Here is a 13,472-nt window from a genome sequence, read left to right as displayed (position 1 = left end):
CTAGAGCATTCGCGGTTGCCCACCGGGTCGGCGATACTTCACAAATGATTGATCACGAGGATGTTGCCGCGCTGCTGGGCACGGAAGGCCCCTTTGCCCGCGAGCTGCCCAATTTCGCTCCACGCGCCGCTCAGCAGGAGATGGCGCGGGCGGTGCAGCACGCTATCGCCGAGCGCGAAACACTGATTGCCGAGGCCGGCACGGGCACCGGCAAGACCTTTGCGTACCTGGTGCCGGCGTTGCTGTCGGGCGAGCGCGTCATCGTGTCCACGGGTACCAAGGCCCTGCAGGACCAGCTCTATTTCCGAGATCTGCCGCGGGTGCGCTCGGTACTCGATGCGCGACTCAAGACGGCACTGTTGAAAGGCCGCTCCAACTACCTGTGCCTGTATCGCCTGGACCAGACGGTGCGTGAGGGCGCCACCTTCGATCGCACGCAGGCATCGCAGCTCGCGGCGATTCGGGCGTGGTCGGCGCGCACCAAGCGTGGCGACCGCATGGAACTGGCCGAAGTGCCTGAGGAATCGCCGCTGTGGCCGCGCGTGACGTCCACGCCGGAAAACTGCCTGGGCGTGGAATGTCCGTTCTACGACGACTGCCATGTGATCAAGGCGCGTCGCGACGCACAGGAAGCGGACCTTGTCGTGGTGAACCATCACCTGCTGTTCGCGGATCTGGCACTCAAGCAGGAAGGCTTTGGCGAGATCCTGCCGGGTGCCAGCGCCTTCATCCTGGATGAGGCCCATCAGATTCCCGAGTTGGCCGGGCAATTCTTCTCGCAAAGCATCAGTGCGCGACAACTCACGGATCTTGCGCAGGACAGCCTGAGCGAATGCAATGGTGTCACCGGTGCCATCGGCCTGGTGCTGGAGCCGGTCGAAGCCTTGCAGGATGCCGTGCGCAAATTGCGACTGGCGATGGACGCATTGCCCGAGCGCGGGCCGTTCCATCAGCTGGAGCTGCAGGCATCCATCAACAGCGCGCTGAACGATGTGCGTGAAGTCCTTGCCGCATTGACTGACGTACTGGCCTCGCAGGCGGAACGTTCGCGCGGTTTTGCCAACGCCCATGAGCGCGCAGCCTTGCTGAGCGAGCGACTCGATCGCATCGCCGAGCGCGAGAGCGAACGCGATGTACGCTGGTACGAGTTGTTTCCGCGAGGCTTCGCGTTGCATGCGACCCCCTTGGACCTCGCCGCTCCCTTGCGTGCGATGCGCGAACAGACGCAGGCCGCCTGGATCTATACGTCCGCCACGCTGTCCGTGTCATCCAGTTTCAACCATTTCGCCCGTCAGCTCGGTCTGGACGATCCGCAGACGCTGCACGTGGAAAGCCCCTTCGACTATGGCAAGCAGGCGCTTTGCTACTTGCCCGCCGGCCTGCCTGATCCCTCTGCGCGCGATTACACCGACCGCGTGATCGAGGCGGTGCTTCCCGTGCTGCATGCCTCGCATGGACGGGCCTTCCTGTTGTTCACCTCGCACCGCGCGCTGCGTCGCGCGGCCGACCTGTTGCAGGAGCGCGTGCCGTGGCCTTTGTTCGTGCAGGGTACGGCGCCGCGCCATCGGCTGCTGGAGGAGTTTCGTGCCAGTGGACACGGCGTACTGTTGGGTGCGGCGAGCTTCTGGGAAGGTGTGGACGTTGCCGGCGAAGCCCTGAGCGTGGTGGTGATCGACAAGCTGCCCTTCGCGTCGCCGGACGATCCCGTATTGCAGGCGCGGCTGGAAGCGCTGGAACAGTCGGGCATCAATCCCTTCATGGGCTGGCAGGTGCCCAGCGCAGTGATCGCGCTGAAACAGGGTGCGGGGCGCCTGATCCGCGATGTGCACGATCGCGGCGTGCTCGTGCTGTGCGATCCGCGCCTGACGACCAAAGGCTATGGGCGACTGTTCCTCAACAGCCTGCCAGCCATGCCGCGAACGAAAGAACTCGCGCAGGTGCAGGCCTTCTTCGACGACGAAATTTCCGCGCCGGCCTGACTCTTCGGCCGGCACTGGTTTCCAGCGCCGGACTGCCGGAGGATACGTCAATCACTTTGGCGGGGAGGGCGCACACATGGCGAAGGTCATCGGTTTCGGCGGCATTTTCTTCAAGGCGAAAGACCCCAAGGCGTTGAACGCGTGGTATGGCAAACATCTGGGATTGAATATCGAGAAATGGGGTGGCGCGCGTTTCGAGGATGACGCCACGCGCCATGGCTACATCGCCTGGTCGCCGTTCTCTGCGGACACCAAGTATTTCGAACCCAGCACGCAGCCTTTCATGATGAATTTCCGCGTGGATGACTTGCACGCGTTGCTCGCCCAGCTTCGTGCCGACGGCGTGACCGTCGATGATCGCGTCGATGAAAGCGAATTCGGTCGTTTCGGCTGGATCATGGACCCCGAAGGCAATCGCGTGGAACTGTGGCAGCCACCGGCGTAACGCACGCAGGCATCGAAATTGCCGGGTGACATGAAGCGTTCACGACAATGCTGCCGCGAACGCCGCCCGGTCTCTGCCACAAGTCGTTGCCATCCTGGCCGCACATGGCCCGTTTGTTCGCTCGCCTGTCGGTTCTCATGCACGCTCCGACACAAGGGAACGGGTCATGGGACAGTGGATGAAAGGATGGACCGCCAAGGTGCTTGGCGTGGGGTTGCTTGCGTTGGTGATGCTGCTGCCGTTGTGGCGGGTGCAGTCGCTGGTGGAAGAGCGGCAGGACATGCGCCAGGCCGCTATCACGCAGATTGCGCAGGGTTGGGGCGGTGAGCAGGTATTTGGCGGATTGGTGCTCGCGGTTCCCACGCGCCAGCAGGTGAGCGTCGCCAGCAACGACGTGCGCGAGATCAGCGATACGGCATATGTGATGCCCGACACCGTCGCCACGGACGCCACCATGACGGCCGAGAAGCGGCGCTTCGGCATCTACGAGACGCCCGTCTTCGCCTCCAATGTGCAGTTGCACGGTCGCTTCCTGCCGGAGGACATCGCACAGGCGAAACAGGGCGACAGCGCCAGCTGGCTCGACAGCAAGGCCGAGCTGCGCCTCGTGATAAGCGACCTGCGCGGCCTGCAGGAGGTCTCCGAGCTGTTGATCAACGGCAAGCCGCAACGCTTCAACTCGTCGACGGCCACGTTTGCCGGCAACCTGGCGACAGTAGCCGTGCCGATCGATCTCGACAGCCTTGGCTCTGGGCCCATCGAGTTTTCCATCAAGCTGAGGCTTGCAGGCACACAGTCGTTGCAATGGCTGCCGCTGGCGCGAAGCACCGAGGTGAAAGCGCAAGCGCCCTGGCCCGATCCGAGTTTCGTCGGCGCGGCACTGCCGTTGGAGCGCTCCGTGGATGCCAGCGGGTTCCACGCGCGCTGGCACTTGCTCGACCTCAATCGCAACTTCGGGCAATCGGGGCACGCCGGTGACGAACATTTTTCGCAGGCCGTGCGCGCATCGACATTCGGCGTCGCGTTGTTTCAGCCGGTGGACGTCTATCAGCGCAATGTGCGCGCCGGGAAATACGGGCTGTTGTTCATCACCATGACGTTCGTGGCGTTCTTTTTGTTCGAGGTGCTCAAGCGTCTGCGCGTGCATCCCGTGCAGTATTTGCTGGTGGGTGCGGCGCTTACTTCGTTCTACGTGTTGTTGCTGGCCTTATCCGAGCAGATCGGTTTTGGTGGTGCCTACGCGATAGCGGCCGCTTCGGTGGTGCTGATTGTTGGCGGCTATGCGATGGCCGTGCTTGGCGCGCGTCGCGCAGGGGCATTGCTTGGCGGTGCGCTGGCGCTGGTTTACGGCATGCTTTACGTCGTGCTGGCGGCCGAGGCGTATGCCTTGCTGATTGGTGCCATCGTGCTGGTGATCACTGTGGCGCTGCTGATGTACCTCACGCGACGCATCGACTGGTATGCAAGCATGCCCGGCGCGGCCGGCCCGGCTATCATGGAGCAGCCATGAACCTGCTTGCCCTCGAAACCTCGACCGAAGCCTGCTCCGTTGCCCTGATCCACGGCGACGAAGTCATTGCCCGCAGCGAAATCGCGCCCAGGCGCCACGCCGAACTGGTGCTGCCCATGGCGGATGCCTTGCTGGCGGAAGCCGGCCTGGGTCGTCATGCGCTGGACGCCATTGCCGTGGGACGCGGCCCCGGTGCTTTCACCGGCGTGCGGCTGGGCATCTCGCTGGCGCAAGGCATGGCGCTGGCGCTGGATGTTCCCGTGGTGACAGTGTCATCCCTCGCCGCGCTGGCGCTGGAGGCACCCGAGGACGACGCCACCATCCTCGCCGTCATCGACGCCCGCATGGGCGAGATCTATGCGGCCAGCTATCGCCGCGACGACAACGGCGGCGTGGTCGAGCTCGACCCCGAGCGCGTGTGTCTGCCGGATGCGCTGATCCTCTCCGCGTCGCCTGCGTGGCACGTCGTGGGATCGGGCTGGGGCACGTACGAACAGGTGTTGCGCGGTCATCTGACCGGCGAGCTGCGTTCGGCGGAAGGCGCGCGTTATCCGCAGGCGCGCCACATTGCGGAACTGGCCGCACGCGAGTTTGCGGCCGGTCGTGCCGATGCGCCGGAGCATGCGTTGCCGGTGTATCTGCGGGACAAGGTTGCCCTGACGCTGGTGGAGCAGGGCAAGGCCTGAGTGGTCACGCGCGGATGCCTGTCCGCGCGTTATGCGTCAATCGTGTGATCAGCCTGCGCGTGTGGTCTTGGCGGCGCCGTCGCGTGCCGCCAAGGCCTGCTTGCTTGCCGCGCACTGGATGCTTTGGGCGTTCTTGATCGCCGGCAGCAGGCCGGGGAAGCGTTCTTCGATTTCCGCACAACGCGTGGTGTTGAGCATTTCCACGCCACGCCGCTCGCTGTGGACCAGGCCCGCTTCGCGCAATGCGCGAAAGTGCTGCGAGAGCGTGGATTTGGGAATACAGCGGTCTTCCAGCTTCAGGAACGCCGAGCACGTGTTGGCGCTGTCCGCGCAGGACAGTTGCCAGTAGATCGTGGCGCGGACGGGGTCCGACAGGGCATGCAGGATGCCTTCCACGGTCACGTCATCGATGGAGGGGTGGGTCAGGGGCCTCATGTGGTCATTTTAGCAGCACTTGAAAACTAGTTCATAAGTTCGTATGTTGCGAACTATGGGAGTTAAGAACTCCCAGGCGCATTCACTCACGAACCTGAACAGGTGATTCCCATGAGCAAGCTCAAAGGCAAAGTAGCTGTCGTTACCGGTGCATCGAAGGGCATTGGCGCCGCCATCGCCAAGGCGCTAGCCGCCGAAGGTGCCTCCGTCGTGGTCAATTACGCCTCTAGCAAGGCGGGCGCGGATGCCGTGGTAGCCGAGATCACCAAGGCGGGCGGCAAGGCCGTGGCCGTCGGTGGTGACGTATCCAAGGCCGCCGATGCCAAGGCGCTGGCCGATGCCGCCGTGTCCCAGTTCGGCCGCCTGGACGTGCTGGTGAACAACTCCGGCGTGTACGAATTCGGCGCGCTGGACGCCATCACCGAAGAACACTTCCACAAACAGTTCAACGTGAACGTGCTCGGCCTGCTGCTGACCTCACAGGCGGCAGCCCGTCACATGAACGACGGCGGCAGCATCATCAACATCGGCTCGCTGGTAACGCGCATCGTGCCGGCCGAAAGCGCCGTGTACACCGGCACCAAGGGTGCGGTGGATGCCATCACGGGCGTGCTCGCCCGCGAGCTGGGTCCGCGCAACATCCGCGTGAACGCCGTGAACCCCGGCATCGTGGAGACGGAAGGCACGCACGCCGCGGGCTTCATCGGCTCGGACTTCCATCATGGCGCCGTGGCGCAGACGCCGCTGGGCCGCATTGGACAGCCCGACGACATCGCTTCCATCGTTGCCTTCCTTGCCTCCAACGACTCGTACTGGCTGACCGGCGAACAGCTCTACGCCGGCGGCGGCATGCGCTAAGCATCGCGCGGTGACGCCAGCGCACCCCGGTGTGGGCCGGGGTGCGCTTTTCTATGCGCGGGATTAACGCCCGGCAGTGGAACATCAAAGATCCATGTCCGCGCCCCGGAGCTTTGCGATGAGCAGCCACGCCAACGGTATCGTGCAGTTCCGCTCAGCCTTCGATGCGTCGACGACCATCGACAAACTGCGCAATGCGTTCGAATCCCACGGCATCACCGTGTTCGCGCACATCGACTTCAGCGGCGATGCGCAGCGCTCAGGACTGACCATGCGGGCCGAACAGATGCTGATCTTCGGCAACCCCAAGGCCGGCACGCCGTTGATGCAGGTGGAGCCGCTGGTCGGGCTGGATCTACCCTTGAAAGCGCTGGTGTGGGACGACGAGCACGGCGCGACATGGATCGCCTGCAACACGCCCGAATACATTCTTTCCCGTCATCGTTTGCCCGAAGCGCTGTCAGCGAACCTGTCCGGTCCGCTGGCGATCATCAAGTCGCTGGCCGCGAACTAGCCTGATCAGGGCAGCTGCTCGACGAAGGTGACGTGGGCGATCCAGTTGGCCTGTCGCCTTGCCAGCTTGGATGACACATCTTCCTCGCTGAAACTGGCTGAGCGATGGTGCAGCAGGCTGGCATCGACGTTGTCCAGCGTGTTCACGTTCACGACGGCGTAGAGGTGATCGTCGACGGTACAGGTCACCAGTGGCACGCCGCCGCACGCACTGCACACGTGGAAATCGGCAGTGCGCGTGCCGAAGGCGTAGCGTGTTGCCATCGACGCATCGTGTATCGCGACACGAAGGTCGCCATCGGGAACGGACGTCCAAACGGCGCCATGCTTGGTGCAGAACGAGCAATCGCAGGCGCGTGCCGGGATTTCCGTGGGATCAGGTGACCAGTCCAGCGTGTAGGCGATGTTTCCGCAATGGCATTGCCCGTGGAGCTGCATGCGCGTGCATCCTCTGAAAGCGTTACGTCGCCAAGAGTAGTGGATGCCGGTGAGTGGATGCGGGCTCTTACAGCTGCCCGATCACCAGCTGCACGACCAGGCTGCTCACCGCCACCGCGGCCCACACGCCAAGTCCAAGCAGGATCGGGCGTGCACCCGTGGAGGCCATCTTGCGCAGGTTGGCAGACAGGCCAATGGCCGTCAGCGCCACGATGATGAGGAACTCCGCGGCCACATGCAGCGCTGGCTGGATCGCGACCGGCACGAGGCCCGCCGTGCGAATGCCCGATGCCACGAGAAACCAAAGGATGAACCAGGGGAAGATGCGCGCCAGGCTGAAGTCGCTCGCGCCCTGCTTCTTCTGCTTCCAGGCCGTGGCGAAAGCAAGAATCAGGCAGATGGGAATGATGAGCGTGGCGCGGGTGAGCTTCACGATGGTGGCGTAGTCACCTGCCTGCTTGCTGAAGCTGTAGCCCGCAGCCACGACCGACGACGTGTCGTTGATGGCCGTGCCCGCCCACAGGCCAAAGCCCAGGTCCGACAGGTGCAGCACATGGCCGAGCAGCGGAAAGAGCAGCACGGCGACAAGGTTGAACAGGAAGATGGTGGAAATGGCGAAAGCCGTGTCGTGCTCGTCCGGCTTGATGATGGGCGTGACTGCGGCGATGGCAGAGCCACCGCAAATGGCCGTGCCCACGCCAATCAGGATCTTCAGCTTGTCGTCGATTTTCAGCATGCGTCCCAACAGCCAGGCGGTGAGGAAAGCCACTGTCATGGTCACCAGGGTCACCGAAAGCGACTCCAGCCCCGTCTTCGCCACCTGGTCCAGGCTGAGGCCGAAGCCCAGCGCAATGATCGACCACTGCAGCACCTGCTTGCCGGCGAACTGGATGCCGGGCGTATAGGTGCCGCCGGGCGCCATCGTATTGCGCACCAGAATGCCCAGCACGATGCCGAACACGGGACCACCGATGAGCGGTGCCACCTTGCCGAGGCCCAACGCCACGACGGCAATGCCCACCGACAGCAACAGGCCGGGAAGACGCTGGGAAAGGTTGGGGGAACTGGGGGTGACGACGGCGGTGGCGTTCATGGCGTTCTCCTGCAATAGCGCCATTGTCCGCCTGCCTCTCCATCAGGAAAACTTTGAATTATTGATGATTGTTATAAGATGGCCTGATGATCAACATCAGCCCGCGTCAGCTGGAGGTGTTCGTGCAGATTGCACGCCTCGGCAGCGTGCGCGCGGCCGCTGAAGCCCTGCACCTGACGCAGCCCGCAGCAAGCATGGCTCTCGCCGAAATGGAACGGCAGCTCGATGCCACCGTTTTCGCCCGGGAGCGCGGACGGCTGCGCCTCAATACGCGTGGCCGCGAGTTGTTGCCGCTCGCACAGGAATTGCTGGAGCGCTATGCCGAATTCGGTCGCGTGGGCAGCGGCAGCGTCGACGAGCTGGGTGGCGAACTGCGCGTGGGGGCCAGCAACACGGTGGGCAACTATCGCGTGGGCGAATTGCTGGGCGAATTCGTCCGCTCGCATCCGCACGTGTCGGTTCGCCTGAGTGTGGCGAATACCTCCGAGATCGTGGCGGCGATGCTCGACCACGCGCTGGAGCTGGGCTGCGTCGAAGGGCCGGTCGCCCATCCGTCACTGGAAGTGCGCCCCTGGCGCGACGATGCGCTGGTGGTGTGTGCGTCTCCCGATCACCCGCTGGCCCGAAAGAAGCGTCGTCTTGAGCCCGAGGATTTTGCGGGTGCGCGCGGGGTGCTGCGCGAGCCGGGGTCGGCGACGCGCAGCTTGAGCGAGCGCGCGTTGTCGTCATTGCCCGCGGGCGAGACCGTGCTGGAGCTTGATCAGGCCGAGGCGATCAAGCAGGCGGTTATTGCCGGGCTCGGCATTGCCTGCGTTCCCGAAGTGGCAGTGATCGACGCCGTTGCCGCAGGGCGGCTGAAGGTGCTGAGAACGCCTTTCCTGGACCTGCATCGAAAGCTGTCGCTCCTGCTGCATCGGCAGCGCTATCGCGGCGCGCTGATCGATGCCTTCCTCGCCAGCGCCGGCTGAGCGCCGCGCGGATTAGAAGGATCAACCCGTGATGCTGGCCAGCAGGGATTCGGCTTCTTCGTGCGTGCGCGAACGAAGGATGCGTGGCGCATGCGCGCGCAGCACGGCATGGTCGAGCGTGGTCAGGCGATCGCGAACGTGCAATAGCTGGCTGGGATGCATGCTGAATTCGCACAGGCCCAGTGCCAGCAGCAGCGCGGTGAAGTTGGCATCGCCGCCGATTTCGCCGCACAGGCTCACGGCTTTCTTGGCGCGCCGGCCTTCCGTGATCACGTAGGCGAGCAGTCGCAACAATGCGGGCTGCAAGGGGTTGTAGATGTTGTCCAGTGCATCGTTGCCGCGGTCGGCAGCAAGCACGTATTGCGCGAGATCGTTCGTGCCGATGGCCAGGAAGTCCGCGTGTTCCAGCAGTGCACGCACGTTGATGGCGGCCGCAGGCACTTCGATCATCGCGCCAAGCTGCAGTTTTTCCGGCAGGTCGACGTTCTCGCGCTTCAGTTCCTGTCGCGCGAGCTTGAACAGCGTGCGCACCGCGATGAGTTCGTCGGGCTGCGTCACCATCGGCACCAGCACACGCACCGGGCCGTAACAGGCGGCGCGAAGAATGGCGCGAATCTGCGTGGTGAACACCGCCGGATAACGCAGCGACAGGCGCACGCCACGCACGCCCAGCGCAGGGTTGTCTTCGCCGCGCAACACGAGGCCGGCGGCATCTGCCTTGTCGGCGCCCAGGTCGAGCGTACGGATGGTGACGGGCAGGCCGCCCATGCCGAGCACCAGATCGCGGTAGGCGATGAACTGCTCGTCTTCCGTGGGCAGGCCCTTCTGGCGGAGGAACAGGAACTCGGTGCGGTACAGGCCCACGCCGTCGGCGCCGCGCGAGCGGGCCATGGCGATGTCGGCCGGCATCTCGGCATTGGCGTACAGACGGATGTCCACGCCATCGCTGGTGCGCGTGGGTGCGTTGGCGAGCGTGGCGAGGCGACGGCCTTCCTGCGCGGCTTCCCGTTGCCAGGAGCGATAGCGGGCCAGGTCCTGCGCGGTGGGATGCACCACGGCTTCGCCGCGTTCGGCATCGAGCAGGATCAGGTCGTCGTCGTGAATGGTGGACAGCGCATCGCGCGCGCCCACCAGCATGGGCAGGTCCAGGCTGCGGGCAAGAATGGCGCTGTGCGAATACGGGCTGCCCGAGCTGGCCACCACGCCAAGCAATCCGCTGCCGGCCAGGTGCGCCATGTCGGCGGGTGCGATGGTGTCGGCGATCAGGATTTCACCCACGCGTGCGGCGAGCTTGCGTTCCTCGCGACTCGTCTGGCGTTGCAGCGCCGAGATGACGCGGCCGATCACCTGGTCCACGTCTTCCTTGCGCGAACGCAGATAGGGATCGTCCATCGCCTCGAACACGGCAGCCAGGCGGTCTCGCTGTTTCTTCAACGCCGCGCCGGGACGGTAGTGGCCGATGCGGACAAGGTCATCCAGTCCGCGCAGCAGTTCCGGGTCGTCCAGCAACAGGCTGTGCGCGTCGATGAATTCGTTGACCTCGCGCGCCAGCGCACCGTGCAGTTTGCCGCGCAATTCGCGCAATTCCTGGCGGGCGGTGTCGAGCGCACGATGGAGTCGTGCCAACTCGGCATCGACTTCGTCTTCGTTGAGTGGGCGTGTATCGACCAGGTAGCGGCTGGGCTGCACCAGGCGGGCGCGGCCAAGGGCCATGCCTTTTGCTGCCGTGGTGCCTGCCAGTACCTGTCTCATGCATGCCTTCCATGGTGAGGCGACCGATCCGGTCGCGCGTGACGTCGGCATCCGGCCAACGCGTCGAATGCTGACAGGGAAAGATCGCACGACGTAGCCCACCGGGCCGTGAATACGGCCTCACGTTGAAGCACGCGTGTCATCTCTTTCGCCACTCAGGCTCCTTCGTCGAACTTGCGATCGAACAGGGCGACCACGGCATCGAGTGCGGACTGCTCATCCGGACCATCGGCGCGAACGGTCAGCGGCGTGCCGATGCCTGCCGCCAACATCATGACGCCCATGATGCTCTGTGCGTTGACTTCGCGGCCCTTGCTGATCAGCCACACGGTGGATTTGAAACCCTGCACGAGCTGCACCAGCTTGGCGGATGCGCGGGCATGCAGGCCCAGTTTGTTGGAAACAACGATGTCACGTTCAAGCATGGTCGATGAAGATTCCTCCGCGGCCACCACTGGCGGCGATTTCCGCCAGCTCGTCCAACGGTTTTTCTGCGTAGTTGAGAACGCGCAGCAGCATGGGCAGGTTGAGGCCCGATACGCAGCGCAGGCGAACGCCGAGCGCGCCGAGCGACAGCCCGATGTTGCAGGGCGTGGCGCCGTACAAATCGGCCAGCACAAGCACGCCTTCGCCCTCATCGAGCTCTCGCGCGTGCCTGGCTGTGAGCGTGCGCATCACGTCCGGATCGGCCTGCGGCGGAACCTCGACGGCTTCCACGCGCAGGGGCAGCTTGGGCAACACGTGATGGGCGGCCGAAATAAGCGCCTGGCCAACCGCCTCGTGCGTCATCAGCAATACGCCAACGCTCATGACGGCAAGCCAGTGTGCTGGTGGGATATCGACAGCATGGCTATCACTCGAGTTCGCGATGAAAGGTGAGCACGCCTCCGCGGCGTGCACGGAAATGAGCGGCGAGCTTTTCCACCAGATACACCGAGCGGTGACGACCGCCCGTGCAGCCGATGGCAATGGTGACGTAACTGCGGTCGTCCGCCTCGAAGCGGGGCAGCCAGGTATCCAGCCAACGCGCCGTATCGTTGAAGTACTCGTCCACCAGGGGTTGTGCGTCCAGGTAGTCGCGCACCGCCGAGTCCTTGCCCGATAGCGGACGCAGCGTGGGGTCCCAGTGCGGGTTCGGCAGGCAGCGCGCGTCGAACACGAAGTCCGCATCCAGCGGCAGGCCGCGGCGGAAGGCGAACGACTGGAACATCAGCGTCAGTCCGTCGGTGGCCTCGGCATAACCGGTGGCAATCAGGCGGCGCAGCTGGTGCACGTTGAGTTCGCTGGAATCGATCACCTTGTCCGCAATCGCGGAAAGCGGTCGCAGTACGCGGCGTTCCTCGGCAATGGCGTCGGCCAGCGCCAGGCCCTTCCACGACAGCGGATGGCGGCGACGGGTTTCCGAGTAGCGCTTGATCAGCACATCGTCGCGGCAATCGAGGAAGATCAGGTGCGCGTGCACGCCCACGGAAGCGAGTTCCGACAGCATGGCGGGCATGCGCTGCAGGTCTTCGCCAGGATTGCGCACGTCCACGCCCACGGCGATGTTGCGGCGCTTGCCTTCCACATTGCGGCTCACCGCGGCCACCAGCTGTGGCAGCAAGGCCGTGGGCAGGTTGTCCACGCAGTAGAAGTCGAGATCTTCCAGTGCGCGCAGCGCCACCGTCTTGCCGCCGCCGGACATGCCGGTGAGCACGATCAGGTGGATGGCGTCGGGGTGTCGTATGGTGGGTGTGGTTTCACTCATGGGGCTCACCACGGAGGCAGCCGGCGCATCTGGTGCGCCTGGCGGTCGATGAAAGTCTGCGCCGGATCGATGCCCTTGCTCTTCAGCACGTGATTGCGCACGGCGGCCTCGACCAGCACGGCCAGGTTTCGGCCCGGAGCCACGGGGATGGTGATCATCGGCACCGGTACTTCGAAGATTTCGCGATGTCCGATATCGCCGGTAAGGCGCGTGAGACCATCGGTGTCTTCCCCTTCGCGAAGCGGCTTCAGGTGCACGACAAGGCGAAGGTATTTGGACGGCTTGACGGCGGTGTGACCGAACATCTCGCGCACGTTCAGCACGCCCAGGCCACGCACTTCGAGCAGATCCTGCAGCAGTTCAGGGCAGGTGCCGTCGATCACGTCCGGTGCGATCAGGGTGAACTCGGTGGCGTCGTCGGCAACCAGTCGATGGCCGCGGCTGATCAGTTCCAGCGCGAGTTCGCTCTTGCCCGAGCCCGATTCCCCCGTGATCAGCACGCCGATGGAAAACACTTCCAGGAACACGCCATGCAGCGTGATCTTCGGCGCGAGCGTACGCGCCAGGTGGTACTGCATCCAGGTCAGCAGTTCGTGACCGCGCTTGGAGCTGATCCACAACGGCGTGTTGGTTTCCTCCGCCACCTCGCGCAGGTCGGTGGGGATGGGCTGGTCCTTCGTCACGATCATCGCCACCGGCTGGTAGGCAGCGATCTTGTTGATCGCCTCCCAACGCTGACGCGAATCCAGGCTGTCGAGGTAATTCAGTTCCTCGGTACCGATGATCTGGATCTTGTTGGGATAGATGACGTTGAGGTAACCGATCAGCGATGGGCGGCGCGTAGTGGTCGCGGCCTGTTCAAGCACACGCGATTCGCCGCGCATGCCGGATACCCAGCGCAATGCCATGCGCTCGTGAACGCTGTCATACAGTTGTCGGGCGGAGAGCCGGTCCAAGCCTTGTCCTTTGCGCCGCCGGAAAGAGGGGGCCACAACGACATTGTGCCAGTTCGCACCGGCGGGCGCCTTGGACGGCCAGGGGCGGGGAC

15 protein-coding genes are annotated in these 13,472 nt (G+C 64.3%); 7 read left to right on the top strand and 8 right to left on the bottom strand.

The genetic code is table 11. The features are described 5' to 3' along the window. Positions 1 to 44 precede the first annotated feature (44 nt). The 4 genes from DK366_RS03035 (at position 45) to tsaB (ending at position 4,620) form a co-directional block, all read left to right on the top strand. On the top strand, positions 45 to 1,979 hold the full coding sequence (locus tag DK366_RS03035) for an ATP-dependent DNA helicase (protein WP_109124046.1): 1,935 nt from the start codon (positions 45 to 47) through the stop codon (positions 1,977 to 1,979). A 76-nt stretch (positions 1,980 to 2,055) separates the two neighbouring features. After that, a complete protein-coding gene (locus DK366_RS03030; protein WP_109124045.1) occupies positions 2,056 to 2,424 on the top strand; it encodes a VOC family protein in 369 nt (122 codons plus the stop codon). 166 nt (positions 2,425 to 2,590) lie between these two features. Beyond that, positions 2,591 to 3,934, top strand: coding sequence for a cell envelope integrity protein CreD (gene creD / locus DK366_RS03025; RefSeq protein ID WP_109124044.1), 1,344 nt, complete (start codon positions 2,591 to 2,593; stop codon positions 3,932 to 3,934). Next, positions 3,931 to 4,620, top strand: a complete 690-nt coding sequence (gene tsaB / locus DK366_RS03020) for a tRNA (adenosine(37)-N6)-threonylcarbamoyltransferase complex dimerization subunit type 1 TsaB (RefSeq protein ID WP_109124043.1) — start codon at positions 3,931 to 3,933, stop codon at positions 4,618 to 4,620. Before creD ends, tsaB begins: the two co-directional genes overlap by 4 nt. 48 nt (positions 4,621 to 4,668) lie before the next feature. On the opposite strand, the gene DK366_RS03015 is transcribed toward tsaB, so the two are convergent. Next, positions 4,669 to 5,055: a helix-turn-helix domain-containing protein gene (locus tag DK366_RS03015; RefSeq protein WP_109124042.1), complete on the bottom strand. Its 387-nt coding sequence runs from the start codon at positions 5,053 to 5,055 to the stop codon at positions 4,669 to 4,671. Between the two features lie 111 nt (positions 5,056 to 5,166). Here DK366_RS03015 and DK366_RS03010 point away from each other — a divergent pair, with 111 nt between their 5' ends. Further along, entirely contained in the window at positions 5,167 to 5,913 is a 747-nt protein-coding gene (locus DK366_RS03010; protein ID WP_109124041.1) for a glucose 1-dehydrogenase, read from the top strand. 118 nt (positions 5,914 to 6,031) lie between these two features. Then, positions 6,032 to 6,427: a DUF302 domain-containing protein gene (locus DK366_RS03005; RefSeq protein WP_109124040.1), complete on the top strand. Its 396-nt coding sequence runs from the start codon at positions 6,032 to 6,034 to the stop codon at positions 6,425 to 6,427. A 5-nt stretch (positions 6,428 to 6,432) separates the two neighbouring features. Here the strand turns inward: DK366_RS03005 and DK366_RS03000 are convergent, their stop codons facing one another. Both DK366_RS03000 and DK366_RS02995 read right to left on the bottom strand, forming a co-directional pair. Beyond that, positions 6,433 to 6,864, bottom strand: coding sequence for a hypothetical protein (locus DK366_RS03000; protein ID WP_109124039.1), 432 nt, complete (start codon positions 6,862 to 6,864; stop codon positions 6,433 to 6,435). Positions 6,865 to 6,931: 67 nt separating this feature from the next. Then, on the bottom strand, positions 6,932 to 7,957 hold the full coding sequence (locus tag DK366_RS02995; protein ID WP_109124038.1) for a YeiH family protein: 1,026 nt from the start codon (positions 7,955 to 7,957) through the stop codon (positions 6,932 to 6,934). An 86-nt stretch (positions 7,958 to 8,043) separates the two neighbouring features. Between DK366_RS02995 and DK366_RS02990 the strand changes: the two genes are divergently transcribed. Continuing rightward, entirely contained in the window at positions 8,044 to 8,925 is an 882-nt protein-coding gene (locus DK366_RS02990; protein ID WP_109124037.1) for a LysR family transcriptional regulator, read from the top strand. Between the two features lie 21 nt (positions 8,926 to 8,946). On the opposite strand, the gene ptsP is transcribed toward DK366_RS02990, so the two are convergent. The 5 genes from ptsP to hprK form a co-directional block, all read right to left on the bottom strand. Next, positions 8,947 to 10,677 carry a phosphoenolpyruvate--protein phosphotransferase gene (ptsP, locus tag DK366_RS02985; protein WP_109124036.1) on the bottom strand — a complete coding sequence of 577 codons (1,731 nt, stop codon included), beginning with the start codon at positions 10,675 to 10,677 and terminating at the stop codon, positions 8,947 to 8,949. A 155-nt stretch (positions 10,678 to 10,832) separates the two neighbouring features. Next, complete coding sequence (locus DK366_RS02980) at positions 10,833 to 11,102, bottom strand: HPr family phosphocarrier protein (RefSeq protein WP_109124035.1); 270 nt, start codon at positions 11,100 to 11,102, stop codon at positions 10,833 to 10,835. Continuing rightward, positions 11,095 to 11,487, bottom strand: a complete 393-nt coding sequence (locus tag DK366_RS02975) for a PTS fructose IIA subunit family protein (RefSeq protein ID WP_109124034.1) — start codon at positions 11,485 to 11,487, stop codon at positions 11,095 to 11,097. Before DK366_RS02975 ends, DK366_RS02980 begins: the two co-directional genes overlap by 8 nt. 43 nt (positions 11,488 to 11,530) lie before the next feature. Further along, entirely contained in the window at positions 11,531 to 12,424 is an 894-nt protein-coding gene (rapZ, locus tag DK366_RS02970) for an RNase adapter RapZ (protein WP_109124033.1), read from the bottom strand. Between the two features lie 5 nt (positions 12,425 to 12,429). Further along, positions 12,430 to 13,380: an HPr(Ser) kinase/phosphatase gene (gene hprK, locus DK366_RS02965; protein WP_198651396.1), complete on the bottom strand. Its 951-nt coding sequence runs from the start codon at positions 13,378 to 13,380 to the stop codon at positions 12,430 to 12,432. Positions 13,381 to 13,472: the final 92 nt, after the last annotated feature.

It is taken from the genome of Dyella sp. C11 (assembly GCF_003121485.1).
GTDB lineage: Bacteria > Pseudomonadota > Gammaproteobacteria > Xanthomonadales > Rhodanobacteraceae > Dyella.
The sequence above is the reverse complement of the archived record's forward strand: the minus strand, read 5'-3'. Positions and strand labels throughout refer to the sequence as shown.

Excerpts from the sequence above, each read along its gene's own strand:
- DK366_RS03035 (WP_109124046.1), top strand. The coding sequence starts at position 45 with ATGATTGATCACGAGGATGTTGCCGCGCTGCTGGGCACGGAAGGCCCC.
- DK366_RS03030 (WP_109124045.1), top strand. The coding sequence starts at position 2,056 with ATGGCGAAGGTCATCGGTTTCGGCGGCATTTTCTTCAAGGCGAAAGAC.
- creD (WP_109124044.1), top strand. The coding sequence starts at position 2,591 with ATGGGACAGTGGATGAAAGGATGGACCGCCAAGGTGCTTGGCGTGGGG.
- tsaB (WP_109124043.1), top strand. The coding sequence starts at position 3,931 with ATGAACCTGCTTGCCCTCGAAACCTCGACCGAAGCCTGCTCCGTTGCC.
- DK366_RS03015 (WP_109124042.1), bottom strand. The coding sequence starts at position 5,055 with ATGAGGCCCCTGACCCACCCCTCCATCGATGACGTGACCGTGGAAGGC.
- DK366_RS03010 (WP_109124041.1), top strand. The coding sequence starts at position 5,167 with ATGAGCAAGCTCAAAGGCAAAGTAGCTGTCGTTACCGGTGCATCGAAG.
- DK366_RS03005 (WP_109124040.1), top strand. The coding sequence starts at position 6,032 with ATGAGCAGCCACGCCAACGGTATCGTGCAGTTCCGCTCAGCCTTCGAT.
- DK366_RS03000 (WP_109124039.1), bottom strand. The coding sequence starts at position 6,864 with ATGCAGCTCCACGGGCAATGCCATTGCGGAAACATCGCCTACACGCTG.
- DK366_RS02995 (WP_109124038.1), bottom strand. The coding sequence starts at position 7,957 with ATGAACGCCACCGCCGTCGTCACCCCCAGTTCCCCCAACCTTTCCCAG.
- DK366_RS02990 (WP_109124037.1), top strand. The coding sequence starts at position 8,044 with ATGATCAACATCAGCCCGCGTCAGCTGGAGGTGTTCGTGCAGATTGCA.
- ptsP (WP_109124036.1), bottom strand. The coding sequence starts at position 10,677 with ATGAGACAGGTACTGGCAGGCACCACGGCAGCAAAAGGCATGGCCCTT.
- DK366_RS02980 (WP_109124035.1), bottom strand. The coding sequence starts at position 11,102 with ATGCTTGAACGTGACATCGTTGTTTCCAACAAACTGGGCCTGCATGCC.
- DK366_RS02975 (WP_109124034.1), bottom strand. The coding sequence starts at position 11,487 with ATGAGCGTTGGCGTATTGCTGATGACGCACGAGGCGGTTGGCCAGGCG.
- rapZ (WP_109124033.1), bottom strand. The coding sequence starts at position 12,424 with ATGAGTGAAACCACACCCACCATACGACACCCCGACGCCATCCACCTG.